General features: G+C 65.9%; 24 protein-coding genes. 14 read left to right on the forward strand and 10 right to left on the reverse strand.

The window, feature by feature from the left end; genetic code table 11:
• Positions 1 to 5: 5 nt before the first annotated feature.
• Positions 6 to 989: a MerR family transcriptional regulator gene (locus BST13_RS03575; protein ID WP_083160666.1), complete on the reverse strand. Its 984-nt coding sequence runs from the start codon at positions 987 to 989 to the stop codon at positions 6 to 8.
• A 188-nt stretch (positions 990 to 1,177) separates the two neighbouring features.
• Between BST13_RS03575 and BST13_RS03580 the strand changes: the two genes are divergently transcribed.
• The gene (locus tag BST13_RS03580; protein ID WP_211295998.1) at positions 1,178 to 1,972 is read left to right on the forward strand and encodes an Rv3717 family N-acetylmuramoyl-L-alanine amidase; all 795 of its coding nucleotides are present in this window, start codon (positions 1,178 to 1,180) and stop codon (positions 1,970 to 1,972) included.
• A 15-nt stretch (positions 1,973 to 1,987) separates the two neighbouring features.
• Here BST13_RS03580 and BST13_RS03585 read toward each other — a convergent pair whose 3' ends face one another.
• From BST13_RS03585 to BST13_RS03595, 3 genes are all read right to left on the reverse strand, one after another.
• Complete coding sequence (locus BST13_RS03585; RefSeq protein ID WP_083160668.1) at positions 1,988 to 2,539, reverse strand: cytochrome b; 552 nt, start codon at positions 2,537 to 2,539, stop codon at positions 1,988 to 1,990.
• Positions 2,536 to 3,645, reverse strand: coding sequence for a catalase family peroxidase (locus BST13_RS03590; protein WP_245839313.1), 1,110 nt, complete (start codon positions 3,643 to 3,645; stop codon positions 2,536 to 2,538). The genes BST13_RS03585 and BST13_RS03590 overlap by 4 nt, the downstream gene beginning before the upstream one ends.
• 115 nt (positions 3,646 to 3,760) lie before the next feature.
• Positions 3,761 to 4,573 (reverse strand): aminoglycoside 3'-phosphotransferase, encoded by an 813-nt coding sequence (locus BST13_RS03595; protein WP_083160670.1) that lies wholly within the window; start codon positions 4,571 to 4,573, stop codon positions 3,761 to 3,763.
• Between the two features lie 184 nt (positions 4,574 to 4,757).
• Here BST13_RS03595 and BST13_RS03600 point away from each other — a divergent pair, with 184 nt between their 5' ends.
• From BST13_RS03600 to BST13_RS03615, 4 genes are read left to right on the forward strand one after another with little or no spacing between them, the layout of a single operon-like run.
• Positions 4,758 to 5,978 (forward strand): acyl-CoA dehydrogenase family protein, encoded by a 1,221-nt coding sequence (locus tag BST13_RS03600; protein WP_083160672.1) that lies wholly within the window; start codon positions 4,758 to 4,760, stop codon positions 5,976 to 5,978.
• Positions 5,975 to 6,754, forward strand: a complete 780-nt coding sequence (locus tag BST13_RS03605) for an SDR family oxidoreductase (RefSeq protein ID WP_083160674.1) — start codon at positions 5,975 to 5,977, stop codon at positions 6,752 to 6,754. The genes BST13_RS03600 and BST13_RS03605 overlap by 4 nt, the downstream gene beginning before the upstream one ends.
• Positions 6,747 to 7,778 (forward strand): phosphotransferase family protein, encoded by a 1,032-nt coding sequence (locus BST13_RS03610; RefSeq protein ID WP_083160790.1) that lies wholly within the window; start codon positions 6,747 to 6,749, stop codon positions 7,776 to 7,778. Before BST13_RS03605 ends, BST13_RS03610 begins: the two co-directional genes overlap by 8 nt.
• Positions 7,779 to 7,825: 47 nt before the next feature.
• A complete protein-coding gene (locus BST13_RS03615) occupies positions 7,826 to 8,623 on the forward strand; it encodes a hypothetical protein (RefSeq protein WP_083160676.1) in 798 nt (265 codons plus the stop codon).
• Here BST13_RS03615 and BST13_RS03620 read toward each other — a convergent pair.
• Positions 8,604 to 9,203 carry a TetR/AcrR family transcriptional regulator gene (locus tag BST13_RS03620; protein ID WP_083160678.1) on the reverse strand — a complete coding sequence of 200 codons (600 nt, stop codon included), beginning with the start codon at positions 9,201 to 9,203 and terminating at the stop codon, positions 8,604 to 8,606. The genes BST13_RS03615 and BST13_RS03620 overlap by 20 nt on opposite strands.
• Positions 9,204 to 9,294: 91 nt before the next feature.
• Here BST13_RS03620 and BST13_RS03625 point away from each other — a divergent pair, with 91 nt between their 5' ends.
• Genes BST13_RS03625 through BST13_RS03645 form a run of 5 tightly spaced genes read left to right on the forward strand, consistent with a single transcriptional unit; the run spans position 9,295 to position 13,520 of the window.
• Positions 9,295 to 9,825 carry a DUF4242 domain-containing protein gene (locus tag BST13_RS03625; protein ID WP_083160792.1) on the forward strand — a complete coding sequence of 177 codons (531 nt, stop codon included), beginning with the start codon at positions 9,295 to 9,297 and terminating at the stop codon, positions 9,823 to 9,825.
• Positions 9,822 to 10,865, forward strand: coding sequence for an acyl-CoA dehydrogenase family protein (locus tag BST13_RS03630; protein ID WP_083160680.1), 1,044 nt, complete (start codon positions 9,822 to 9,824; stop codon positions 10,863 to 10,865). The genes BST13_RS03625 and BST13_RS03630 overlap by 4 nt, the downstream gene beginning before the upstream one ends.
• Positions 10,841 to 11,566, forward strand: a complete 726-nt coding sequence (locus tag BST13_RS03635) for an ABC transporter ATP-binding protein (protein ID WP_083160682.1) — start codon at positions 10,841 to 10,843, stop codon at positions 11,564 to 11,566. The genes BST13_RS03630 and BST13_RS03635 overlap by 25 nt, the downstream gene beginning before the upstream one ends.
• Positions 11,563 to 12,726, forward strand: coding sequence for an ABC transporter substrate-binding protein (locus tag BST13_RS03640; protein ID WP_245839314.1), 1,164 nt, complete (start codon positions 11,563 to 11,565; stop codon positions 12,724 to 12,726). Before BST13_RS03635 ends, BST13_RS03640 begins: the two co-directional genes overlap by 4 nt.
• Positions 12,723 to 13,520 (forward strand): ABC transporter permease, encoded by a 798-nt coding sequence (locus BST13_RS03645; protein ID WP_083160685.1) that lies wholly within the window; start codon positions 12,723 to 12,725, stop codon positions 13,518 to 13,520. The genes BST13_RS03640 and BST13_RS03645 overlap by 4 nt, the downstream gene beginning before the upstream one ends.
• On the opposite strand, the gene BST13_RS03650 is transcribed toward BST13_RS03645, so the two are convergent.
• The 3 genes from BST13_RS03650 to BST13_RS03660 form a co-directional block, all read right to left on the reverse strand.
• A complete protein-coding gene (locus BST13_RS03650; protein WP_342744262.1) occupies positions 13,510 to 14,850 on the reverse strand; it encodes a hypothetical protein in 1,341 nt (446 codons plus the stop codon). The two genes, BST13_RS03645 and BST13_RS03650, sit on opposite strands and share 11 nt — an antisense overlap.
• Positions 14,851 to 15,732: 882 nt before the next feature.
• Positions 15,733 to 16,944, reverse strand: a complete 1,212-nt coding sequence (locus BST13_RS03655) for an acyl-CoA dehydrogenase family protein (protein WP_083160689.1) — start codon at positions 16,942 to 16,944, stop codon at positions 15,733 to 15,735.
• 25 nt (positions 16,945 to 16,969) lie between these two features.
• Complete coding sequence (locus BST13_RS03660) at positions 16,970 to 17,581, reverse strand: TetR/AcrR family transcriptional regulator (RefSeq protein WP_083160794.1); 612 nt, start codon at positions 17,579 to 17,581, stop codon at positions 16,970 to 16,972.
• A 152-nt stretch (positions 17,582 to 17,733) separates the two neighbouring features.
• Here BST13_RS03660 and BST13_RS03665 point away from each other — a divergent pair, with 152 nt between their 5' ends.
• Entirely contained in the window at positions 17,734 to 18,342 is a 609-nt protein-coding gene (locus tag BST13_RS03665; protein WP_083160691.1) for a cysteine hydrolase family protein, read from the forward strand.
• 7 nt (positions 18,343 to 18,349) lie between these two features.
• On the opposite strand, the gene BST13_RS03670 is transcribed toward BST13_RS03665, so the two are convergent.
• Complete coding sequence (locus BST13_RS03670; RefSeq protein ID WP_083160693.1) at positions 18,350 to 19,192, reverse strand: hypothetical protein; 843 nt, start codon at positions 19,190 to 19,192, stop codon at positions 18,350 to 18,352.
• 17 nt (positions 19,193 to 19,209) lie between these two features.
• Positions 19,210 to 19,932: an SDR family NAD(P)-dependent oxidoreductase gene (locus BST13_RS03675; protein WP_083160796.1), complete on the reverse strand. Its 723-nt coding sequence runs from the start codon at positions 19,930 to 19,932 to the stop codon at positions 19,210 to 19,212.
• Positions 19,933 to 20,076: 144 nt separating this feature from the next.
• Between BST13_RS03675 and BST13_RS03680 the strand changes: the two genes are divergently transcribed.
• From BST13_RS03680 to BST13_RS03690, 3 genes are all read left to right on the forward strand, one after another.
• The gene (locus tag BST13_RS03680) at positions 20,077 to 20,610 is read left to right on the forward strand and encodes a helix-turn-helix domain-containing protein (RefSeq protein ID WP_083160695.1); all 534 of its coding nucleotides are present in this window, start codon (positions 20,077 to 20,079) and stop codon (positions 20,608 to 20,610) included.
• A 101-nt stretch (positions 20,611 to 20,711) separates the two neighbouring features.
• Complete coding sequence (locus BST13_RS03685) at positions 20,712 to 21,518, forward strand: aldolase (RefSeq protein ID WP_083160697.1); 807 nt, start codon at positions 20,712 to 20,714, stop codon at positions 21,516 to 21,518.
• Positions 21,519 to 21,529: 11 nt separating this feature from the next.
• Positions 21,530 to 22,414 (forward strand): dihydrodipicolinate synthase family protein, encoded by an 885-nt coding sequence (locus tag BST13_RS03690; RefSeq protein ID WP_083160699.1) that lies wholly within the window; start codon positions 21,530 to 21,532, stop codon positions 22,412 to 22,414.

Consider the following 22,414-nt stretch of genomic DNA (forward strand, 5'->3'; position numbering starts at 1 on the left):
TAAGGTCACGGTAAGGTTGAGATGCGGGTCACATTCGGGTGTGCCCGCAGCCAGTCGAGCACCTGCTGGCCGTGGGTGTTCGGCGGGAAGATCGGGTAGAAGACGTGCTCGATCGCGCCATCGGTGACCACCAGGGTCAGCCGCGAGTAGAGCCGCGGATGGCCAGGCGCGGCGAACGTCGGCAGGCCCAAGGTGTCGCCCAGGGAGAACTCTGGGTCCGACAGCATCTGGAACGGCAGATGTAGCCGCTCGACCACCTCGGCCTGATACTGCGGCGACTGGCTCGACATGCCGTAGATCTCCGCCGCGCCGGCGTCGCGAAGCTCCTGATGGTGGTCGCGGAAGCTGCACGCTTCGGTTGAACATCCCCGGGCCCCGGGAATCGAGTCCCAGCCTTCGGGCAGATCCATGCCCGGCCGACCGGTGAGCGGATACAGGTAGATGATCGTGCGCCCATGGGGGAGGGCGGATAGATCGATACTGCCGCCGTCGCTCGTGTGCAGCGTCAGTGACGGCATGGGCTGCCCCAGCAGGTGGGCGGCGCGCCCATCGTCGGTCGGCACAGGCAGGCCAGTGGGCAGGGTGGTGAAGTCGATGGGCATGGTGGAGACCTCCGATCCGGGCGGATGGTGATGGGGCCGGGTGGCGCCCCGATGCAGCTTTTCGGCCAGCACCGCCCGGCGATGCGTCAATTCGGCTATGACACGGTCGATTTCGGCGATACCGTCGCGGTAGGCCGCCAACGATGCGGGGCACTCGTCGCTGTGGATGTGCCCGGCGTCGAGGCATTCGATAAATGGACCCGCTTTGGCAGGTGGGATGCCGATCTGCGCAAGCTCACGAATCTCGGCCACCGCGCGCAGGTCGTTCTCGTCGTACTCGCGGTAGCCGTTGGGCCTGCGCTGTGGGCTCAGCAGTCCCAGCTGCTCGTAGTAGCGCACCGCCTTCACCGAAACCTTGGCCTGCCTGGCCAGCTCGCCGATCTTCATCGTCACCTCCTGGCAACGACGGTAAACCCTGCCCCTGGGGTCAAGGTCAAGTTCGTGATGCCCTACGTAGCTTGTTCGGCCTTGCGCTGACAGCACATTCACAAGTCCGTGTGACGGTTTTGATACGCCACCATTCGGCCCTGTCGGTGTCGGGACGATCGCTGCCGTCGTACTGTGCAACAGTGCAGATTCCGAGCGGTCGTGGCCCGCGTCGGCGACCCGGCTGCGTCAGCCGCCGGGACGTTCTCAGGTACGCGGCGGCCGGACCACTCCTGCTGGGTCTTCCGACGGTCACTGCGGCACTGACTGCGCCTGTCGCGACATCCGCATCGGACATCGCCGGAACCATCGTCTTTCTCGATCCGGGCCACAATGGCGCCAATGACAGCTCGATCAACCGGCAGGTGCCAACCGGCCGTGGCGGTACCAAAGAGTGTCAAACCACGGGCACCACAACCGATAGCGGCTATCCCGAGCACACCTTCAACTGGGACGTGGTGTTGCGGGTCCGGGCTGAGCTCTCACAGCTCGGTGTGCGGACCGCGTTGTCGCGCGGCGACGACAATGCGCTCGGGCCGTGCGTGGATCAGCGGGCGGCTATGGCGAATGCCCTGCGGCCCAACGCTATCGTGAGTATTCATGCCGACGGTGGCCCGCCCGGTGGCCGCGGCTTCCACGTCAATTACTCGGCGCCGCCGCTCAACGAGGCCCAGGCCGGGCCGGCCCTGCAACTCGCCCGGGCGATGCGGGATCAGCTTGTCGCGGCGGGGTTCACCCCGTCGACCTACCGTGGCACCGACGGTCTCTACGGGCGCTCTGACCTTGCCGGTCTCAACCTCGCGGAGTTCCCGTCGGTGCTCGTCGAACTGGGCAACATGAAGAACCGCGACGACGCCGCTGTCATCGAAAGCGAACAGGGCCGGGCGAAGTATGCCGCCGCCGTCGCATCAGGGCTCAACGCGTATCTGTCGCAACGCGTTTGATATCCGGCAAGCCGGTCATCGGGTCCTCGACGGCCATAGCGCCATGCGGTCGAGTAAACCGTCGCGCAGCACGAGCGTGTGGAACAACACGGCGCACAGGTGCGCGGTGAACGTCACGAACAGCAGGGCAGCCAGCACGACATGCGCAATGTGCAAGCCTGCGAACAGGTTCAGGCTGTGAGGCGCGATGGCGGGCAAGCGCCAGGGTCCGACCACGACGGGCGTCCCCGACGCCGAGACCATGGCCCAGCCCACGAGGGGTTGCAGGAGTAGAAGCGCGTACAGCAACCGTTCCGACCACGTGGCGACGAGGCGTTCGGTGCGGCCCATGGTGGCCAGGAACGGTGGCGGGTGATGCCGCATCCGGTTGCCCAGCCGGACCACGGCGAACAGCAGGATGACGATGCCCAGCGGGCGATGGATCGCCAACAGCAGCGGGTAATACGCCAACGACGCGACCATCGTGACACCGAGCAACACCTGGGCGATCACCATGGCGGCCATCGACCAATGCAGCAACCGCGACGCCACCGTGAAGCGGGCCGGGGCGAGCTGGTCAGTGCTCATCGCGCTGCGGCCTCGACGTTCACAGCGCTGGGCAGCTTGGGTTCCGCCGCACGCCGAGCGAACGACCGCGCATACACCGCCGATCGCGCGGCCAGCAGCGGATCGTCGGACGGCGCGATACCGCGCGGCAGCACAAGGGGATCGAAGTTGACATCGCGGGCATTGCCCGGCGCTTCGGTGTGGACGGCGTCGATGGTCAACGTGCCCGCATCGATCGTGCGGCGATCGGCAGGCCAGGGTTTGGTCGCGTCGTTGGTGGGGTCTTCGGGTGCTCCGACCACGATTTTCAACGTCCACGCCTGCGGCCCACGTTGCATGGCTTCGATTAGGGCGTCGAACAGATAGTTGGGATCGGACTTCGCGGCATCGCTGACGGGTTGGGCGGCTTGCTGCTGCGGCACCAGCATCCACCGCACCGGCACTGTGACGCCATCGCCGTTGGTCATCCGGAACGCGTTGAGCCCCCAGAATGTGCTGTTTTCGAATCCGGAGGTGGGTGGCTGCTGGGCGATGATGCGCTGCGCGGCAACGGTTTCGGGATGTCTGGCCAGGAAGGCCGACATGGCGGCAGGGTCCGGTTTGCCGGTCTGCGGCTGAGGTTTGGCGGCCAGGATGCGCTCGTAGAAGCCCTGCGGCGTGCTGTCGCCGAACACGGGAGTGTTGATCATCGGGCTGCGCCACTGCTCGCCGTTGGGCAATTGGTACTGGACCGCCAGGCCACGCACGGTCGCGGGCTTGTCGGCCTGGTCGGGTACCCCGCCCGACAGCGAGAAACGCGCGACGACCGGGACGGTGCCCTTGGCGAACACGGTGGCATGGCAGATCTCGGCGGCGGCCCCATTGCTTGCGAAGGTGCCGGTGGCGGCGAGACCCTTCGCGTGGTTGCGCCGGAAGCCGTCATGGTGGCCCGCGATCTGCTCGAACCGGTCGGCGAACTGCGACGGGGTCAGGGTGTCGGGGCGCAACCAGCCGCCGGCGTATGCGAATCCGCCGACGTCGATCGCGGCGGCACCGGCAACGGCGGCCATGCCGAGCATGACGGCCCGCCGGTTGATGGGGGATTTGTCCGGCTCACGCGCTGACTCGTCGGGAGCCGCGGGTTCCATGGTGTTCCCCCCTCGGTGAATCCGGCACTGTCCCCGATCCTGCACCCGCAGCGGCGCTGTGTCGACACCTGCTGGCCGGGAAAGGCAATACCTGCTAGCTGCAATGCCACGTGAATCAGGCCAGGTCGTAGAGCAGGCGGTAATAGGCGATGCGGTCCGGGTCGGGGTCGATTCCGTAGGCGCCGTACAGAACGTCGTCGAAGCCCGGGCCGAAGTCCCATCCAAGGCTCCAGGTGGCCACAGCCAGATCAGCCCAGCGATCGGCGATCCCGAGCGAGCCCAAGTCGACGTGCGCGGCGAATGTCGCGTCGTCGTGCAGCAGGGTGTTGGGGACACAGGCGTCGCCGTGGCAGACGACCAGCCGGTCGATGGCGGGCGGAGCGTCCAGGCGGGTTCGGGCCTCGTCCAGATCCAGGTGCCGATGCTCGGGAAACCAGTCCGCCGGGCCCTCGCCGGCGCCGATGCGCTCATCGGCACGGCGCAGACGACGTTCGATGCCCCAGTCGAACGGGCATTCGTCGACCGGCAGGCCGTCGTGCAGCAGTCGCAGGCCACGGCCGATCCCGGCGGCGACTTCTGTGGCCCGCCCGGCCCAGTGCGGGTCGACGGCCGACCGTCCAGCAACCGCGGCGGTGACCAGCCACGCCCCGTCGGTGTCGGTGCCGTGGTCGAGGAGGGGCGGGACCGCCGCCCGCGCCTGCGCCCACGCCAACCGTTCCGCCTCGGCGGCCAGGTCGATCTCGGGCGTGCCCGCGGCAACCCATTTGACGTAGGACGTCGCCCCGTCTGTCCTGTCGAGGCGGAAGGTCAGCCCACCGAGCTCATTGCGCCACACCGGGGTCAGCGTGGCGTCGGCCGCGAGCGCGGTCACCACGTCGGGCACGACAACAGGCCCGACCGGTGGGCCTGACAGTGATGGAGTGTGCACGCTCCGACATTGCCACAGGCGGGCCGGGGCGTTGACAACCGCCGAGCTGCGCCGTTAATGTCAAACTCGATTTGAGATCGGGTATTGGTGGCGAGGACACGGATTTCCGCATCGAATCGGTCCCGCCGGCCGGGCAGTCATACGCTGGCGTGGACGCCGGCCGAGATGAAATTCAGGAGTTTCCATGTCACTGTTCGAGGTAACCGAGCGCGCGCGGCAGTATCAGACCCAGCTGCTCGACTTCATGGATTCGCAGGTCTACCCCGCCGAATCGGTTTACGACGAGCAGATGCAGGCGGCGGGCGATCCGCACTTTCATCCGCCGGTCTTGGAGGAACTCAAGGCCGAGGCGCGACGGCGCGGGCTGTGGAACCTGTTTCATCCTCATCCGGAGTGGGGGCCCGGCCTTACCAACCTGGAGTACGCGCCACTGGCCGAGATCATGGGCCGTAGTCACCTCGCCTCCGAAGCGTGCAACTGCAGCGCGCCGGACACCGGCAACATGGAAGTGCTCACCCTGTTCGGCACCGACGAACACAAGGAGCGTTATCTCAAGCCGCTGCTGGACGGCACCATCCGGTCCGCGTTCGCGATGACCGAGCCGCAGGTGGCCAGCTCGGATGCCACCAACGTGGAGATGTCGATGGTCCGCGACGGTGACCATTACGTGCTCAACGGACGAAAGTGGTTCGCCTCGAACGGTATGCACCGCAACTGCAAGGTGCTGATCGTGATGGGCAAGACTGATCCGAGCGCCCCGGTGCACCGCCAGCAGTCGATGATGGTGGTGCCTATCGACGCGCCCGGCGTCACCGTGATCCGTAACCTGCCGGTGTTCGGCTACCAGGACCGTGAGGGCCACGCCGAGATCGTCTTCAACGATGTCCGGGTCCCCGTCTCCGATGTGCTCAAGGGTGAGGGTGAGGGCTTCGCCATCAGCCAGGCCCGCCTGGGCCCGGGCCGGATCCACCACTGTATGCGATCCATCGGAATGGCCGAGCGCGCACTGGAATTGATGTGCAGGCGCGCGCAGTCACGCGTCACGTTCGGCAAGCCGCTCAGCGAGAACGCCAACATTCAGGATTGGATCGCCGAGGCCCGCATCGACATCGAGATGATCCGGCTGCTCACGCTCAAGGCTGCCTACCTGATGGACACCGTCGGCAACAAGGAAGCTCGCACGGAGATCGCGGCGATCAAGGTGGCCGCGCCCAACATCGCGCTGAAGATCATCGACCGGGCCATTCAGGTCCACGGTGGCGGCGGTGTCACCGATGATTTTCCCTTGGCGATGGCATGGGCTCACCTGCGTACGCTGCGGCTGGCCGATGGACCGGACGAGGTTCACAAGCGGGCCATCGCCAAACAGGAACTGCGCAAATATCGGAACGAGGTATCGGCATGAGCGGTCTCGATCTCACCGGACGCACCGCGATCATCACGGGGGCTTCCCGCGGCATCGGTCTTGCTGCGGCACAGGCTATTTCCGCAGCCGGGGGTAATGTCGTCCTGACGTCGCGGCGGCAGGACGCCGCTGACGCCGCGGCGGCCGAAGTAGGTGGCAACGCGCTGGGGGTCGCCGCGCACGCCGTCGACGAGCAGGCCGCCGCGCGGTGCGTCGATCTGACCCTCGAACGATTCGGCAGCATCGACATCCTGGTCAACAATGCAGGCACCAATCCGTCCTTCGGCCCGCTGATCGATCAGGATCATGCCCGGTTCGTCAAAACCTTCGAAGTCAACCTGTGGGCGCCGATCCTGTGGACTTCGCTGGTCACTCGAGCGTGGATGGGTGAGCACGGCGGTGCGGTGGTCAATACGGCGTCGATCGGCGGTATGGGATTCGAGCCGAACCTGGGTCTGTACAACGCGTCGAAGGCCGCGCTGATCCACCTCACCCAGCAGCTCGCGCTGGAACTCTCGCCCACGGTGCGGGTCAACGCCGTCGCTCCCGGTGTGGTGCGCACCAAGCTGGCCGAAGCGCTGTGGAAAGAGTATGAGGGCCAATTGAATCTGATGACGGCCCTGGGACGTATCGGCGAACCGGAGGATGTCGGTGCGGCCATCGCATTCCTCGTGTCCGACGCCGCCAGTTGGGTGACCGGGGAGACGTTTGTCATCGACGGTGGTCAGCGCCTCGGTGATGCTGCGCCGTTCCGGCGGCAGAGCAGCCATGGGTGAGGTGACCGAGGCCGTGGACGTCGCGGCCGTGCAGCAGTGGCTCACCACACTCGGGGTGGAATACACACCGCCGCTGCAGTTTGCCCGGATCGGCCTCGGACAGTCGAACCTCACTTACCGCGTCACCGACGAGGTCGGGCACTGCTGGGTGCTGCGCCGCCCGCCCCTGGGACATCTGCTGGCGTCGGCCCACGATGTCGAGCGGGAAGCGCGGATCATCTCGGCATTGGCCGACACCGAGGTACCCGCGCCTGCAATCCTCGGTGTCACAACAGTTTCCGATGTGCCGCTGGTGTTGATGGAGTTCGTCGACGGACTGGTCGTCGACACCATGGAAGTCGCCGTCGCACTGACCCCGCAGCAGCGTCGGCGGATCGCGTTGTCGCTGCCGCGCACCCTGGCCAAGATCCACGCGGTGGATCTCGACCGGACCCGGCTGGTGGATCTTGCCAGTCACAAGCCGTACGCGCAGCGTCAGCTCAAGCGGTGGGCCGGGCAGTGGGAACTGTCCAAGACCCGTGAGGTGCCCGAACTGGACCGGCTGACACGTCGTCTCGCCGCCGCGGCGCCCGAACAAACTGAGATCAGCCTCGTGCATGGCGACTTCCATCTGCGTAACCTGATCACCGCCGAGGACTCCGGCGAGGTGGTGGCGGTGCTGGATTGGGAACTGTCCACGCTGGGCGATCCACTCGCCGACATGGGCAGCCTGCTCACCTACTGGCCCGAATCCGGTGAGGCCATCGGTGGGGACTTTGCGCCGTCCACCCTGGAAGGGTTCCCCGACCGCGCCGAGATGGCCGAGCGTTATCTGGCACAAACCGGCCGTGACCCGGCCGCGCTGCGGTACTGGCACGTGCTCGGTATGTGGAAGCTGGCCATCATCGCCGAGGGTGTCATGCGTCGAGCCATGGACGAACCGCAGAACAAGGCCGCGGCAGGCACACCTACTGTCGCCCGGATCGATGCGCTGGTCGAGAAGGCCTGCGAACTCGCCGATGAGGCCGGATTGGGCTCGGCCTGAGGGATCCTGACAAGACACGCTGCCGGGGCACCCGCCAAGATGGCGGCATGGGACTTTCTGTGATGCCGAAAGCACACCTGTCCGACGCCGACGTCGCGGACGCGCTGCGGCGCGCCGTGAGTGCGGCGGGCGTCATCCTCGATGTGTTGGCCGAGGCCGACCCGCTCGGGTTGCGGCGCCGCACCCATGACCTCGGTGCCGGTGCGGGCTGCCCTGGCCAGGTACTCGATATCGCGGCTCGGGTGCTCGACTGCGCCGACCTGCCGGGCACACAATCCTGGGAAGGCAAGGACCGCAAGGCCCGCATCCACTGGTGGGTCCGGCGCGTGGGAGCTCTTGATACCGTCCTTGTCGCGTTTCCCGGGGTGTTCGGTGTTCTGGCCAATCGATTGCCCATCCAGGACCTGTTGGGATTCGCCAATCAGGCACTGGTCCTCTGCGCTGTCGCGCGTGAGTACGGGATCACCGATACGCCGACGCAGGTGCGACTGCTCGCTTCGGTGTTGTGTGAGCGCGAACTCGACAAGTCTTCCACCGCAACGGGTCCGGAGGAATCATGGCCAGAATTGTCTGAGCGGTCGCTGGTCGGAAAGCTCTGGCACCTGGCCGGCATCCTCAACGCCGTCGGCGACGAGCTGGGCAAACGGCCGCACCCGCGCAAGATCTTCCGGTACTTCGGCATGGTGCCGTGGATCGGTGCGGTCGCCGGATATCTGGGCGAGTACGGGGCGTTGGTGCGCGCCGCGTCCGCCGCCGAGGCGTGGATACTGGCCCAAGACAACGAGGTTGACGTGCCAGAGGCGGTAGCCGACGCACGTGAAGCGGTCAGCGATCCGATTGTGTGATCAGCCGCTCGGCAAGGCGGCGGGCCTGTTCGATGGGCAGCACCGACCGCGCGACCTTCGAACCCACCTGGGCACCGTCATAGATCAGCTGGACGTCGCGGGCCACCTCCACCGGGTGGTCGACGCCGGCCTGCTTGAGCAGGTCGGCGACGGTGTCGAGCAGCCACTGACGATGGGCCGAGACGGGCTCGAGTTCGGTACCAGGGAACTCGGTGGCCGCATTCGCGTACAGACATCCGCGGAAGTCGCGGGCGTGTGCGCCGGTGATCGCTAGGTCGAAGAACGCCAAGACCTTGGCCACCGGGTCGGTCACATCTGCGACCGACTCCTGATACCGGTTTCGATCACGCAGATCCAAACGCGTCAGGTACGCGATCACCAGCGCTTCCTTGGATCCGTACGTGCTGTAGAGGCTGGCCTTGGCGACGGCTGCGTCGCGCAACAGGTGATCGATACCCACCGCTCGAATGCCCTGGGCGGCAAACAGTTTGGTGGCAGAAGCCAGGAGCCGCTCGGCGGGCGATGCGACCGGATCGGCCGTCCGCCTCGGCCGTGCGGTGGCCTGTTTCAAGGCGTCCATGGCTGCAGCGTAACCCGGAAGCGTCCATAGACAGACCGGTCTGTCCGTGACACTGTCGGGGCATGCCGACCGCCGACGACGGGAGTACACCGTGACGCTGTTCCTCTACGAGGTCACCATCGGATCCGCCGATCCGACCCGAACCAGCCAGTTCATCAAGGATGTCGACGCCGAAATCCACCAAGGTGGCGGCGAATTGATCGAAGCCCAGGTGACGCAGGCATCCGGCCGCGTGTTCATCGTCGCCGAGTTCGCCGATACCGCGGTCACACTCGATGCAGAAGCACTCGGCGCCGACACTGTTGCCGGACCAGACCAGGTCCGTCTGGTCGGAGCTGAGTTGGCCACTCTCAAGGCCGCCCGCCCAACCGCCGGTTATCTCGTCGAGTGGGATCTTCCGGAAGACCTCGACATGGACTCGTACCTGGCCCGCAAGAAGGCGAATGCGCCCAAATACGCCGAGGTGCCCGAGGTCGACTTCCTGCGTACCTATGTGCGTGAAGACATGGACAAGTGCCTGTGCCTGTACGACGCGACCGACGAGGACGCGGTCCGCCGAGCACGGCTGGCCGTCTCCACCCCGATCGACCGGCTGCACGGATTGGCGGCACCCACGCCATGACGGCGACAGTGGGCGTCGGGATCCCGCTGTCGCGGATATGCGACAGCGTGAGCGAGCGCGCCGCGGCGCTTGACGAGCACCGTACCGACGTGCAGGCGGATCTGGCGCAGATCGGTGCCGCCGGGTTGTTCGACCTCGGCCTCGGGACCGGTGGTCTGCCCGACATGGTCACGGTCATCGACGAGATCGCCGCACACAGCCTGGCCGTGGGTTTCTCGGCGTGGGCCCACCGAATGACGCTGGAGTATCTGCGGCGGGGGTCGCATGCACTGCAGCACAACGTCTTCGGGCAGCTGCTGAGCGGCCGCCGACCGGGCGTCACTGCCATGGCAGCCGGTCTGCGATATGTCGCGGGCCTGGACGACCTGCCCGTCAAAGCGCGGCGCGACGCTGACGGTCTGCGCCTGACCGGCCCGATCCGCTGGGCCTCCAATGTCTTCGACGATGCGCTGATCGTGCTGCCCGCGGCCGGAGACGCCGGCGAAACCTACGTGGTGGCTGTGGATGTGGCGCAGCCCGGGGTGGCTGTCAACCCTGAACCGAATCTGATGGCGCTCGGGGCGACGGGGTCGACGTCGCTGCGCCTGACGGACGTCACCGTGTCGCCGGATCGCATCCTCAGCACCGATCTGCCCGGGTTCGTCGCGGCGGTGAGACCATCGTTTCTGGTGCTGCAGACCGCATTCTGCGTAGGTGTGACGCGCGCGGCGGTATCGGCCGCCGAACAGGTCACGGGTGGTCTTGCCGACGAGTTCTCCGAGCAGCTGACCAGCATTGCCGGGCGCAGCCGGGCACTGCGCGACGATCTGTATGCGCGAGCGTCGGATCCGTACGCAGCACCCGTCCCTGACCTCATCCGGCTACGTCTGCTGACCGCGCAATTGGCACTGGAGGCAACCCGGCTGGAGTGCACCCTGACCGGCGGCGCCGCATATGCCCTGGGCAGTCCCGCGAACCGACGGTTTCGCGAGGCCGCCTTCCTGCCCGTGCAATCTCCATCGGAAGGACAACTCAGGTGGGAACTCAAGCAGTACGGGTGACGGCCGGCCACAAACGCTTCGGGACCGGCACGGCCCTGCAGGACATCGACCTGTCGATCGACGATGGCGAGTTCCTGGCCGTGCTCGGCCGTAGCGGCAGCGGCAAATCCACGCTGCTGCGTGTGCTGGCCGGTTTGGAACAACTGACCACCGGAAGCGTGGAATGGGTCGGCGACGGGAACCGTCCCCGCACCGGCGTCGTCTTCCAACAGGCATTGCTGATGCCCTGGCTCACCGTGGCTGCCAATGTCGGTTTCGCCAAACGATTCTCAGCGCACCGGGATGGATTCGACCAGGCCTACGCCGATCAGCTCATGGAACGGTTCGGTCTGGCCGGTCTTGTCGACCGTTACCCCGATCAACTGTCAGGAGGACAGGCCCAGCGGGTGGCGATCTTGCGCGCCGCTGCCACCCAGCCGCGCCTGCTGCTACTCGACGAGCCCTTCAGTGCGCTGGATCCGGCGACCAGAGCCGATCTACGAGGCTGGCTTGCCGATCTCGTGAAGCAGTTGTCGGTCACCGTGGTCCTGGTCACCCACGATGTCGACGAAGCACTGGAGCTCGCCGATCGCATCGTTCTGCTCGGGCAAGACGGGCACATCGGTACCCAATGGGTGGTCGACCGGGATGTGGCTGGGTCGGGGCAGCTGCGCAGCGACATCCTCGGGCACTACCGACTGGTGGGGAGCGAATCGTTGTGACCGGCCATGGCTGGTCCCGCCGTCACGTTCTGTTGGGCGCGACCACTCTCGCCGCCGCAGGCGGCTTGTTCGGTGTCGCTGATCTGGCCCGCAGCGCGACAACGGATTCCACAGATCACGGCGGCGGACTGCGCGTCGGCTACCTGCCGATCACCGATGCCGCGCCGCTGCTGATCGCGCACAGCGCAGGGCGCTATCCCAGCGGGGCCGGCCGACCGGTGCTGTTCCGCAGCTGGGCCGCGCTCGCCGAAGCGTTCCTGACCCGTCAGATCGATGTGGCTCACCTGCTCATGCCGATGGCGGTGCAACTGCGGTACGCGCTGGGCAGCGGCATCAGGGTGCTGGGCTGGAACCACACCAACGGCTCGGCGCTCACCGTCGCCCCGCACATCGAGGACCTCACGGATCTGGCGGGTACCCAGGTCGCGATTCCGTTCTGGTGGTCGATCCACAACATCGTCGTACAACAGTTGCTGCGCGCGCACGGTCTGAAGCCGGTCGTGCGGCGCCGCGCGTCCCGGTCGCAGCGCACCGTGGAGCTGATCGTGATGAGCCCGTCGGACATGGTGCCGGCGTTGGCCAATCGCTCGATCGGTGCCTATACCGTGGCCGACCCGTTCAACGCCGTCGCGCAGATCAAGGGCATCGGGCGGATTCACACCTTCCTGGGCGACGTGTGGCGGGATCATGCCTGCTGTGCGCTGGTCACCCGCGACGACGTGATCGCCGAGCAGCCGGCCGCCGTCCAGACCCTGGCCGACGCCGTCGCGGGCGCGCAGCTGCGGATCACGGCCGAACGCAGTGCGGCGGCGGCCGCGCTGGCGGCGGGTTCTTATCTGCCACAACCGAAACCGGCTCTGCAGCTGGCGTTGACGTATCCGACCCCGCCGTACCCGCTGCGGCATCCGCAATGGCGGCCGCAGCAGATCGGGTTCCGGCCCTTCCCGTATGCAGACTTCACCAGGCGTCTGGTCGAAGCGATGGGGGAGACCGTCGTCGACGGCGATCGCCGATTCCTGGACCACATCGACCCCTCCGGCGTCCACGCCGAACTCGTCGACGACACGTTCATCCGCAACGCCATGACATCGCACGGCGGACCGCAGGCGTTCGGTCTCGACGCCGGCCTCACCCGAATCGAAGAGGTTCAACCACTGTGACGACATCTGCCGCACCCCGGACCGCCGAACCTGTTCTCGCCCATCGTCTCGTCCCGCCAGCCGTCGCCATCGTTGTGGTGGTCGGGCTCTGGTGGTTGGCCACCACGACGGCCTCCGGAGCGCACTCCTTGCTGCGCCAGACCGCACCGCAGCACGTCATCCCCGCTCTCGTCGGGCTGCTGGAACGCGGCGTGCTCGTGCCAGACGCCGCGATCAGCTTGTGGCGCTTGATCATCGGGTTGTGTGTCGCGGCACTCATCGGGATCCCGGCAGGTCTGCTCATCGGGATGAGCACCGCCGCCGAGCGTGCTTCGCGCCCCGTCGTGCAGTTCCTACGAATGATCTCACCGCTGTCCTGGACGCCGATTGCGGTGGCACTGTTCGGGATCGGAAGTCAGCCGGTGATCTTTCTGATCGCCGCCGCTGCGGTATGGCCGATACTGATGAACACCACCGCGGGAGTGCACGCCATCGAGCCCGGGTTTCTCAACGTGGCGCGCAGCTTTCACGCCACCCGCACCGAGACGCTTCGCGCTGTCGTGCTTCCTGCCATTCGGGGACATGTCCAGACCGGGCTGCGGGTCGCGCTCGGAGTGGCCTGGATTGTGCTGGTGCCCGCCGAAATGCTCGGAGTCCGTTCTGGATTGGGCTACGAAGTACTGAATGCCCGCGACCAGCTGGCCTACGATCAGGTCGTCGCGGTCATCGTCGTCATCGGAACCCTCGGGTTCGCACTCGACCTCGGGGCCCGGTGGTTGTTGACGCCGCGCCGCGGGCGCCCGGTTACGGCGTGATCAGCGTGCCCGCGTCCGACGCCGCCTTCTGCAGTTCCGGAATCGTCATGTCGCCGTATCCGCTTTGCACCGGACCCATGGTTGCGCCCAGCCACGGCACCACACCGGGGTCCGGAGTGACGCCCAGGTTGTAGGCCTGCATCCCGGGCAGGTGATGCTCGAGGAAGTTACCCAGGATGTCCACCACGAAGATGACGTCACCCACAGGATTGGGCCCCAACATCGACGCAGCGTTGACCAGCGGTGTCGTTGCGTTGGGATCACCGATCATCACGATCGAGCCGTAATGTGGCTTGGTCCCCCCGCCCGGCACGTACGGTGGCACGAACGGTTGCAGCGCAGGCAGATCCGTGGCGAAGTACGCGGCGGTGTCACCGTAGGTCTCGACGTTGACGAAACCCGAGTTGGCGCCGTTGCCGGGCACTGTGGTGTTGATTCCGGGGCTTTCGAAGCCGATGCCGCCGACACCGGTTTGCTGCGCGACGTACTCGGCTTCCCAGCCACCCAGCGAGTGGCCGGTGACGAAGATGTCGTCCTGGCTGTAGCCCTGCTTGGCCGCCTCGGCCGCAACCTGCTGTTCGAAGGCCAGGGAATCGGTGAACGCCTGTGGGGTGGTGTTGGTGAAGATCACCTGGGCGTCGGTGATGACCTGCGAGACCGCGATCACGGGGTTGGCCAACAGATTCGTGCCGCCGGTCGTGCCCTGGTAGGCGACGATGATCTGGCCCTGCGGTGTCACCCAGGCCTTCGCGGACTCACCTGAGAGCGTATTGGTGGACTGCATTTGCTTACCGTCCACCGTGAACGGCTTCAAGTCACCCGGGGTACCGCCGAGCACGTACTCGGCGGCCGCGGCATTCAGGAACTGAGACACGGTCGGGGTCTTGCCGGTCGCCGGGCCCGTGTAGGTCAGCGGTGGCGGGGTCGGTTGCGCGGCGGGCGTCTTGTCCAATCCCAACGTCGCTTCGACGCGTCGGAAGGCTGCGAACAATGCCTCGTCGACCGGCTGGAAGTTGATGGGACTCTTCGGGCCGTTGGCGGAGACGGTGATGTCCAGCGCTTGCAGCACCGAGTTGATGACGCGGCCCGGCAGCTCGGCGAGCTTGGCGATGGGGGAGAGCGGTTGTGGCGGCGTTCCAGTGTTAGGCGTCGGGGTCACCGGCGTCGCGACCGACGATGTGGCCGCGGCGAGCTTCGCGGTAAGAGGAATCGTGTTGATCTTGGGGTTGTTCTGGGGCGCCGTGGAGGTTTCGGCCTGCTTGGGTTCGGTCGCCGGCGTCTTGATGGTGCCGCCGGCGAGCGAGGAAGCGACCGTCGTGAGTTGCTTCACCGCCACACGTACGCGGGTCGGAGCCGTCTGCTGGGCGTGGGACTTTCCGGCGGAGGGGTCCGTGGCGGTGTCTTGACGCAGCGCGCTCGGTTGGCGCTGTGGCAGCGTCGAATCCTGTTGTGGTTTACCGGCATTTGAGTCATCTGCGGCCGCTTTGGTGGGCTTCGCACCGGTGTCCGACGCCGACGGGCTACCGGTGGGCCCCTTGTCCTGGGTAGCGGAGTCGTTGGTCTTCGTCGTGGTCGACGACCGACCAGGCCTGGTGCCATGATCCGGTATCGGTTTCTTGGGTCCAGGGTCGGTTGTGGCGCTTGAATGGTTCGACGCCGTTCCGGACGAATCGGCCGTGCCGGGGTCCGCCCACGCCATGGAGTGTCCGCTCGCTCCGGCGATGCCGATGCCGAGTGCCACGACGGCCAGCCCGTAACGCGGTGGCAGGCGTCTGGCACTTTTCGGGCAGCGCGAGTTATGCACCATAATTGATGTCCCCCTTGACATTTCACGGTGGTGTCCGCATCTGCCGATGGCATGAGTGCCAGCCGCCCCGAACACACGCCGGCTCAATATATGACATCGCGTGATGTCATTCGGGGTTTTTGGCGCACCCCGCGTCGACAGGGGCCGGTGGAACCCAGCACGAAGCTCCGAAGTCATTTTCAGGCCCTCGGGGCTCCAACCGACACGTACGGCAAAGATAACGCCGCGACCGAAAGCTCAAGGATCGAGAAATGGAAGCTCGACGCAGCCGGTCAAGTCGATGCGCTACAGCGCGAGCTGCTCCTCATCCGACGTGCTTCCGCCACCGGTCCGCGATTCTGACGTGCTCGGCTACGACGTACAGGTCAACGTCGTGAACGGGCCCGCCCTTGCGCCAGGTCGGACTTACCGAATCGCCAACCCCGTCAGCGCGCGTGAGATCACAAGGCGCTGAATCTCGCTGGTGCCCTCGAAGATCGTGAAGATCTTCGCGTCGCGGTGCATGCGCTCCACCGGGTAGTCCCTCGTGTAGCCGTTGCCGCCCAGGATCTGGATGGCCTCGTCGGTGACGTAGACCGCTGTTTCGCTGGCGACCAGCTTGGCCATCGATCCTTCGGCGTTGTCGAAACTCTGGTTGTTGCGGGCCATCCAGCCCGCCCGCCAGACCAGGAGCCTGGCCGCGTCGATGCGGCTCTTCATGTCGGCGAGTTTGAACGCCACAGCCTGGAACTCGCCGATCTTGCGGCCGAATTGTTCACGCTGGCAGGCATATTCGAGGGCGTATTCGTAGGCGGCGCGGGCCACGCCGACCGCCATAGCACCCACCGTGGGCCGGGTGCGCTCAAACGTCTTCATCGCGGCCTGGCCACCGGCGGATGCGCCGGACTTCACCCGCGCCACGCGCTCCTCGAACTTCTCCCGGCCGCCGAGGATCAGGTCCTCGGACAACCGCACGTTGTCGAGCACCACCTCGGCGGTGTGCGACGCGCGAATGCCGTGCTTCTTGAACTTCTGTCCTTGTGCCAATCCGGGGGTTTCGGGCGGGACGATGAAGGTCGCCTGTCCGCGGGATCCGAGTTCGGGATACACCGACGCCACCACGATGTGCACGTTGGCGATGCCGCCGTTGGTCGCCCACGTCTTGGTGCCGTTGAGCACCCACTCCCGGGTGGCTTCATCGAATCGAGCCCGGGTACGGATGGCGCCCACGTCTGAGCCGGCATCCGGTTCCGACGAGCAGAACGCGCCCAACTGCGGATCGCCGGGCGTGCCGAACATCGCCGGCAGCCACTGGCCGACCTGCTCGGGAGTTCCGTTGCCCGCCAACGCCGCTGCCGCCAGACCGGTACCCAAGATCGACAGCGCGATCCCGGCGTCACCCCAGAACAGCTCCTCGAACACCGTGATGAAGCCCAACCCGCTCGGTTCGGCGGCCTGGGTTCCGAAGAACTCGGGCGAGTACAGGCCGACCTTGGCGGCTTCCTGGATGATCGGCCACGGAGTCTCCTCCCGTTCATCCCATTCGGAGGCGGCCGGACGCACCACTTCGGTGGCGAACTGGTGCACCCAATCGCGAACCGCGATCACATCGTCGCTGAGCTGCAGTGAGAAGGTCATGTGTGACTCCTGAAAAGCTGTGTGGTTAGCGGTCTTTGGGAATGGAGTACTGCTTGAGCATGCTGACGGTCTGAGCAACCCACGCCTCGAAGTAGCGGTCGTCGTCGATGTTGCCCGGGGTGCGCCGGGTGAGGGCGCGCAGCGTGGCGTGATAGGACAGCGCCCCGATTGCCACCGCGGCGGCCGCGGCGGGATCCGGGATCCGGGTGCGACCGGCGCGATTGGACGCCTCCAGTTCGTCGGCGAACCGCTGGTAGGCGTTGGCGGTGATGGTCTGCCAGGTGTGCTCGTCGAGTTCACCGAGTTCGTCGGGCTCGCGGAGCATGACCCGCAACAGGTCCTCGCTCTCGGCGAGGTTGTTCCAGATCAGTTGTCCCGCGGTGCGTACCGCGGCCTCGGTGCTCGTGGGCTCGCCCGAGTCGAATTGCTCACGCGCCGTGACGATGTTGTCGATCCGGTGGCCCACCGCGGCCTCCAGCAGCGCGCGTTTGGACGAGAAATGTTTGTAGAGCGCCCCGGAGCCAGGCGCCAATCCAGCGGCCTGTTGGATGTCGGCGACCGACGTCGCCGCGTAGCCCTTGGCGGCGAACAGTTCCAGCGCGATGGCCAGGAGTTGATCGCGCGTCGATGCGGACATGGTGAGAGAGTACTCACTCACCGCGTTGGGAGGCAAGCCGGGGCAGTGCCGAAGGTGTAGTGATGACGATTGTTCGGGAATGTACGGTTCGCATATCGCGGGTCCGAACGCCACCGATTGCTCTCCGCGGAAAGTGGGATTAACCTGCGGTTATGGCCATCGACCCAGCGACGACAGCTGTTGTGCTCATCGAGTTCCAGAACGATTTCACCTCCGACGGTGGTGCCTTGCATGACGCCGTGGCCGAGGTCATGCAGGCCACGAAGATGCTTTCCAACATGAGGGACGTGGTCGACGGCGCACGGGCCGCCGGAGCGACCGTGATGCATGCGCCGATCACGTTCGCGGAGGGATACGGGGAGATCTCGGCCCATCCATACGGGATCTTGAAGGGCGTCGTCGACGGTCAAGCTTTCATCAAGGGCTCGTGGGGAGCCGCGATCGTCGACGAACTCGCGCCGGTGCCCGGCGATATCCTGATCGAGGGCAAACGTGGTCTCGATACGTTCGCCAGCACCAATCTCGACTTCATCCTGCGCAGCAAGGGGATACGCACGCTTGCGTTGGGTGGATTCCTCACCAACTGCTGCGTCGAGTCAACCATGCGTACTGGCTATGAGAACGGATACGAGGTGGTCACACTGAGCGATTGCGTCGCCGCCACCTCCATGGCTGAACACGAGAACGCTCTGAAATACGACTACCCGATGTTCTCCCGCCCCATGACGGCCGGTGAATTCGTAGCGGAACTGACGTCGTAGCGGTGCGTCAGGCCGGCGTCAACCACCCCGCGACGTTGCGGACGTAGTCCTTGAAGACGGCCAGCCTCGAGGGATCACTGTCGATCTGGTGGCCTGGGGCTTCGGTGACGAAGGAGGGTGCACCACAGTCGGTGTCCCAGTTGTAGTCGGCGAAGTGGTGAAACGTCGACTCTGCCAAAGCCCGACCGAGCGGCCTGCCGTCTGGGGCGCGCTCGCCGTCGATCAGGACGGCGAGGTTGAACCGCCGCCCGGAGGACGTGCTGCGGCCCTGTGCAAGCACCTTGGTGTATGGCCCTGCGGTCGTCACCAGGCCTTCGTGCGGGTGTGCGGGGAACCACTCGATGCGGCGGCTCGCGGTCTGTGTCGTGTGCAGCAGTTCGTGCACCGACCCGTCGACGAACACCGGCTGGTAGTCGCCATTGGCGCCGGAATGGTAGTTCGGCCAGGAGATGTCGGGGTTGTCCTGGTCGTCACACATCGTGGCAGGGTCGACGGTTTCGTCGTGGAATTGATTGACCATGCCGAGAGAACCGAGCCCTAGCAGGCAGCTGCCCAACTGCTGATGGTCGCGCGCGGTCAACACACCGCCACCATCGGTCCGGAACCGTCCGATCGCGGCGCACTCGGCCTCTGTGAGGCCATCACCCACGTCGACTGCCAGCAGCCAGAGTTGATCGAAGCCGCACTCATCGAGGTGGCTCAGCACCGGGTCGTCGCCGTGGCAGGCCCGGTTGCGGGCCACCACGTCATGACCCGCCGCGCGCAATTCGGCAGCCAACAAAGAGAAGCGGCTGATGTCCCAGTCATCACGGTTCGCCGGAATAGTGGTCTGCAGCAGGATCTTCGACACGGCTTCGTCTCCTTGAGTCAGATGGCGCTGCCGCCGCCGTCGACGTGCAATGTGGACCCGGTGATGAAGCTGGACCGCGGCGACGCCAGGAACAGCACCGCCTCGGCGATCTCTTCGGGCAGTGCGGTGCGCCCCAGCGGCAACGAGCGGCCGAGCTCCTCGTTGGTGTCACCCCATTCCGCTTCGACGCCTTCGGTTTTGGTGGGTCCGGGCGCGACGCTGTTGACCCGGACGCCATACGGACCGAACTCGGCGGCCCAGGTGCGGGTCAGTGATTCCAGCGCCGCCTTCGACGCACTGTAGGCCGACGCGCCGGGCACACCTTTGGTGGCGACCATCGTGGTGACGTTGACGATGCTGCCGCTGCCTCGCTCCAACATCCTCGGTACCAGGCCCGCGGCCAGGAAATAGGAGCCGCGGACATTGGTGTGAAAGGTCTTCTCGAAGGCTGCGACCTGCTGGTCGACGGTCAACGCAGCAGGGAAGTTCGCCGCATTGTTGACCACGATGTCGACCTTGTCGACTTGCCGCACAAGGTCGTTCACGGAATCGATGTCGGACATGTCGGCTCGGACGAAGCGCGTTCCCGCCCCGATGTCGTCGGCCGCGGTGGCGCCGCGGACGGGGTCTCGTCCGGTGATCACCACCGACGCGCCTGCGCGGGCCAGTAGACGAGCCGACGCCAGACCGATTCCCGCGGTGCCGCCGGTGACCAGGGCCGTGTGTTGCGCCAATTCCATGCAACTCAGCCTCGCCGGGCCGCGTCCAATGCGGACCCTTGACATCCCGTAGTCGAAGCCCAGGGTGTTGTTGTCCATGACACCTGGTGTCCGATCGATGAGTGGGTAAACTCGGCTGGCGTCGAGAAGAATGCGGGAGGTGCGATGAGTGCTCTGCTGCGCTCAGTGCGTCAGCAACGGGGTATGACGCTTGAGGAACTTGCCGAGGCGACCGGGCTGACCAAGAGCTACCTGTCGAAGATCGAACGGCAGCGGTCCACGCCGTCGATCGCGGTGGCGATGAAGGTGGCGCGTGTTCTCGACGTCGATGTGGCGCAGCTGTTTTCCGAAGATCCTGAGGTGACGACGCTGTCGGTGGACCGGGCCGGGGACCGCCCGGCCGGCCGCTACCATGCGGTTGCTGCGGGCATGCTGGGAAAAGCTATGTCTCCCTTCATTGTTCACCCCACCCGCGAGTTCAGTGAGCACCCGCACCCGGCTCATGTCGGCCAGGAAATGGTGTTCGTCCACGCGGGTTCGGTTGAGCTGCGCTATGCCGACCAGATCATCACGCTGAACGCCGGGGACTGTGCGTACTTCGACGCCGCGCAGCCACACCAGCTTCGTCAGCGGGGTTCGGCGCGCAGCGAAGTGCTCGTGGTCGCGCAGGCGGACTTCGGGCGCTCGCGGCAGGGCTGACGGGCCGCCGGAGCCGCGGAAACACACTATTGACGATAGGACACAAAGTGTCCTATCGTCGCTCTTGTGTCGATCCGTATGGATCCGGAAAGGCGTTTGAGATGACTGCCACCACCCTTGGTGATTCAAAACAAGTGTTGATGCAGCGAGCGATGGACTCGCTGTCCAGCCACGTGCAAGACTCCCCGCTCACGACCCGCCAGAAACTGGCATTGACCTGCCGGGCGCTGTTCGACGCCGGTCATGACTCGGGTCTGGCCGGCCAGATCACGGCACGCGCCGAGAAGCCCGGGACGTACTACACCCAGCAGCTCGGGCTCGGGTTCGACGAGATCACCGATGCCAATCTGCTGCTCGTCGACGAGGATCTCAACGTCCTGGACGGGCGGGGGATGGCCAACCCGGCCAATCGGTTCCATACCTGGATCTACCGGGCCCGCCCAGATGTCCAGTGCATCGTGCACACCCACCCGTTCCACGTGGCCGCACTGTCCATGCTCGAAGTGCCCCTGCAGGTTTCGCAGATGGACGTGGCTCCGCTGTACGACGACTGCGCGTTCCTGCCCGACTGGCCCGGCGTTCCGGTGGGCAACGAGGAGGGCGAGATCATCAGTGCCGCACTGGGAGACAAGAAAGCCATCCTGCTTGCACACCACGGCCACGTCGTCGCCGGCGCCAGCATCGAAGAAGCCTGCTCGCTCGCGATGCTGATCGAACGCGCCGCCAAACTGCAACTGGCCGCCATGGCGGCGGGCACCATAGCGGAGCTCCCCCCGCGTCTGGCCCGCGAAGCCCACGACTGGACGCTGCAGCCCAAGCGCAGCCAAGCCAATTTCGCCTACTACGCCCGACGTGCCCTGGTGCGTCACCCCGACGCCCTGACCGGCGATCAGCCCGACAATCACTGAGGAGCCCGAACATGGCCAAAGACAAAGATATTCACGGCATCATTGCGTATCCGGTCACGCCGTTCACTGCGGACGACGAGGTCGACACCGGTAAGCTTGCCGGCCTCGTCGATCGGTTGGTGCAGACCGGGGCGCACGGCATCGTCCCGCTCGGCAGCACGGGCGAGTCCGCGTACCTGACCGAGTCCGAGTTCGACGCGGTCATCGACGTCACCATCGACGTGGTCGACGGCCGGGTGCCCGTCATCGTCGGTGCATCCGATCTGACCACCGCCAACACCATCCGCCGCGCGCAGTACGCCCAGCGCGCCGGAGCCGACGCGGTGATGATCCTGCCGATCTCCTATTGGAAGCTCTCCGAGCGCGAGATCGCCCAGCACTACGCATCCGTCGGGGCGGCGATCGACATTCCGATCATGGTGTACAACAACCCTGCGACGAGTGGCATCGACATGAGCCCCGAACTGCTCGTGCGGATGTTCAACGAGATCGACAACGTCACGATGGTCAAGGAGTCCACGGGTGACATCACCCGCATGGAGCGCATGTCCGCGCTCACCGACGGGCAACTGCCGTTCTACAACGGCAGTAATCCGATGATCCTCAAGGCTTTCAAGGCGGGGGCCAAAGGATGGTGCACGGCGGCGCCCAACCTGCAACCGCAGCCCTGCCTGGACCTCTACGCGGCCGCGCAGGCGGGAGATTGGACCAAGGCCGAAGCCATCTACACCGAGTTCAAGCCGCTGCTCGAATTCATCGTGGCAGGCGGCCTGCCCACCACCATCAAGGGCGGTCTTGATCTACTGGGTCAGGGTGTCGGAGTGCCTCGGTTGCCACTGCTCCCGCTGGACGACAGCGAACGTGCCGAACTCGGCCGGCTGCTGAAGACTTCCTGA

It is taken from the genome of Mycobacterium aquaticum (assembly GCF_002086485.1).
Lineage (GTDB): Bacteria > Actinomycetota > Actinomycetes > Mycobacteriales > Mycobacteriaceae > Mycobacterium > Mycobacterium aquaticum.

What these genes read in the sequence shown, in the direction of transcription:
- BST13_RS03575 (WP_083160666.1), bottom strand. Translation starts at nt 989, where the DNA reads ATGAAGATCGGCGAGCTGGCCAGGCAGGCCAAGGTTTCGGTGAAGGCG.
- BST13_RS03585 (WP_083160668.1), bottom strand. Translation starts at nt 2,539, where the DNA reads ATGAGCACTGACCAGCTCGCCCCGGCCCGCTTCACGGTGGCGTCGCGG.
- BST13_RS03590 (WP_245839313.1), bottom strand. Translation starts at nt 3,645, where the DNA reads ATGGAACCCGCGGCTCCCGACGAGTCAGCGCGTGAGCCGGACAAATCC.
- BST13_RS03600 (WP_083160672.1), top strand. Translation starts at nt 4,758, where the DNA reads ATGTCACTGTTCGAGGTAACCGAGCGCGCGCGGCAGTATCAGACCCAG.
- BST13_RS03605 (WP_083160674.1), top strand. Translation starts at nt 5,975, where the DNA reads ATGAGCGGTCTCGATCTCACCGGACGCACCGCGATCATCACGGGGGCT.
- BST13_RS03610 (WP_083160790.1), top strand. Translation starts at nt 6,747, where the DNA reads ATGGGTGAGGTGACCGAGGCCGTGGACGTCGCGGCCGTGCAGCAGTGG.
- BST13_RS03615 (WP_083160676.1), top strand. Translation starts at nt 7,826, where the DNA reads ATGGGACTTTCTGTGATGCCGAAAGCACACCTGTCCGACGCCGACGTC.
- BST13_RS03620 (WP_083160678.1), bottom strand. Translation starts at nt 9,203, where the DNA reads ATGGACGCCTTGAAACAGGCCACCGCACGGCCGAGGCGGACGGCCGAT.
- BST13_RS03630 (WP_083160680.1), top strand. Translation starts at nt 9,822, where the DNA reads ATGACGGCGACAGTGGGCGTCGGGATCCCGCTGTCGCGGATATGCGAC.
- BST13_RS03655 (WP_083160689.1), bottom strand. Translation starts at nt 16,944, where the DNA reads ATGACCTTCTCACTGCAGCTCAGCGACGATGTGATCGCGGTTCGCGAT.
- BST13_RS03660 (WP_083160794.1), bottom strand. Translation starts at nt 17,581, where the DNA reads ATGTCCGCATCGACGCGCGATCAACTCCTGGCCATCGCGCTGGAACTG.
- BST13_RS03665 (WP_083160691.1), top strand. Translation starts at nt 17,734, where the DNA reads ATGGCCATCGACCCAGCGACGACAGCTGTTGTGCTCATCGAGTTCCAG.
- BST13_RS03675 (WP_083160796.1), bottom strand. Translation starts at nt 19,932, where the DNA reads ATGGAATTGGCGCAACACACGGCCCTGGTCACCGGCGGCACCGCGGGA.
- BST13_RS03680 (WP_083160695.1), top strand. Translation starts at nt 20,077, where the DNA reads ATGAGTGCTCTGCTGCGCTCAGTGCGTCAGCAACGGGGTATGACGCTT.
- BST13_RS03685 (WP_083160697.1), top strand. Translation starts at nt 20,712, where the DNA reads ATGACTGCCACCACCCTTGGTGATTCAAAACAAGTGTTGATGCAGCGA.
- BST13_RS03690 (WP_083160699.1), top strand. Translation starts at nt 21,530, where the DNA reads ATGGCCAAAGACAAAGATATTCACGGCATCATTGCGTATCCGGTCACG.